Genomic DNA, 2,021 nt, shown 5'->3' on the forward strand with positions numbered 1-2,021 from the left:
GAACGATCTCCCAGAGCCCATCGGGCAACACATCACTCACAGCACGTGATCATGCCAGGCGCAGGGCCACCTCGCACGGCTTTTGAGATGAGCTCTAAGTGCGGCTGGAGTACTATCCACTGAGACCCAAAACAGAGGTTAGTAGCTTGCTGGACAACATGGAGTCTGCCGTTGTGCTGGCGTGCTTGACCAGGGTCTTCAGGGTCGACCCGGTGGAGGCCCGGTCGTGGGTGTCCACCTGGACGATGGGGATGTCCGGGCTGAGTGCGAGCGCGTCCCGGACCTCGTCCGCGGCATGGGGGTAGTAGCCGTCGAACCCGTTGATCGCCACGATGAAGGGCAGGCGCGCCTCCTCGAAGTAGTCGATCGCGGGGAAGCAGTCCGCTAGGCGGCGGGTGTCCACCAGCACGACGCGCCGATGGCGCCATCGACGAGATCGTCCCACATGAACCAGAACCGGTGCTGTCCGGGGGTGCCGAACAGGTGCAGGATCAGGTCGGAGTCGATGAAGATGCGGCCGAAGTCCATCGCCACGGTGGTGGTCTGCTTGTCCGGCGTCTTGGCGAGGTCGTCCACCCCGACGCTGGCGCTGGTCATGACCGCCTCGGTGGTCAGAGGCGGGGTGTCAGAGACAGAGCGAATAAATGTCGTCTTCCCGACACCGAAGCCCCCGGCGACGATGATCTTGACCGGTGTTACTGCGCTGTGAGCGGCTTGGTTGAATACTTCCGCGTCGGTGGACTCCCGAGACTTGATCTGGTCGAGGCCAGACTGGATGTCGAGTTCGTCCGCAAGAGCGTTGTGGGTGTTGACGGTGAACGCGTTGAGTTTGGCGTCGAGTTCCTCGTTGTTGAGTTTCCGCCTTTTCAGGGGCCGTTTGCCAAGCATCGCTAGTCCTCCTCCCGACTGGCCAGGGCATACCGGAGATTCCTGCGTGCCTTGTACAGGCTCGCGCGCACCACCCCTTGCGGTTTCCCGAGGATCGAGGCGATCTCGGCTGGTTTGTATCCGTCGAGGGTCCAGGCCATGACCTCGCGCTGACCGGGCTTGAGCCGTCTGATCTCTGTGAGGATCTGTTGCTCCTGGTCGTGGAACTCGATCTGGCCGACAGCGGGGTCGTCAGGAGCCACTATCTCGGGGACAGAGTCGGTGCTGGTCTCGCGCCCTTGAAGTGTTGCCTGGCGCTTGTTAAAGGCCCGGCTGACGCATGTGCGTAGGTAGGCCCCGGGGAAGGCGATCGTGTCCCACCGCGGATAGGCATCAGCGAACACCTGTTGGGCCAGGTCAAGGGCGTCCTCCTTACGAGCCCCGAGCAGCATCGCGAACCGCACCAGCCTGGCATGTCACGCTTGTACCAGTCTTCGAAGGAGACGGCTTGGTCGGACGGTGGATCTGGTCGGCGGTTCTCTTCGTGCGGTCCGGTCTGACCGGACCGTTCGGAGTACGTCGTCATGGTCGGTGCTTTCCTGGCCTGCCCGGTTCTCTCGCCACGATGGATCAGGCATCGCCGTCGCGGACTGCGCCACCAACGCGTACACGCACCCCACCTCTGTCGTCGGTGTAGTCGCTGCCTTCTGGTAGCCGGTTGATCGCTAGGGCCAGCCGTTCGCGTCGGTACCGTTCGCGTATCCATGTGCTCAACCACGTCAGCGTTCGACCGGCCACGGCCAACGCGGAGACCAGGAGCACAACCTCCATGCTGGTTCCCCTCTCTGGGGCGGGGCGGGCGCTTCGTGGCGTCTCCTTCGATACCCCGGCCCTTCTATTAACCAAGAGCACGCCGACGCTGAAGCGTTACCTCGTTCGTCGCATGGATTTGACTCGTGGTGGATCTGTCCCGCTGGGACGGCAGACAGCGGTGGGTACACCTCACGCGAGGAAGCCCTGTCAGAGTCGAGGGTGACGGAGCTACTGGTGTATGGCGGGATCGCCTCTCGTCATCCGCCTTCTCTGAGCACCGTTGCTCGGGTTGAGACTGGGCCCGGAGGTGACGGTGATGTCCGGGTCTGGTTCGGTGTTCA

The 2,021-nt window shown here is 63.0% G+C and carries 1 protein-coding gene and 1 pseudogene; both read right to left on the bottom strand.

Annotated features, from left to right (window positions below; all coding sequences use genetic code 11):
- Positions 1-112 precede the first annotated feature (112 nt).
- A pseudogene (locus BJF83_RS01980) lies at positions 113-756 on the bottom strand (ATP/GTP-binding protein).
- 134 nt (positions 757-890) lie between these two features.
- Positions 891-1,331, bottom strand: a complete 441-nt coding sequence (locus tag BJF83_RS27300) for a sigma-70 family RNA polymerase sigma factor (RefSeq protein ID WP_075924944.1) — start codon at positions 1,329-1,331, stop codon at positions 891-893.
- Between the last annotated feature and the right edge of the window lie 690 nt (positions 1,332-2,021).

This window comes from Nocardiopsis sp. CNR-923 (assembly GCF_001942255.1).
GTDB lineage: Bacteria > Actinomycetota > Actinomycetes > Streptosporangiales > Streptosporangiaceae > Nocardiopsis.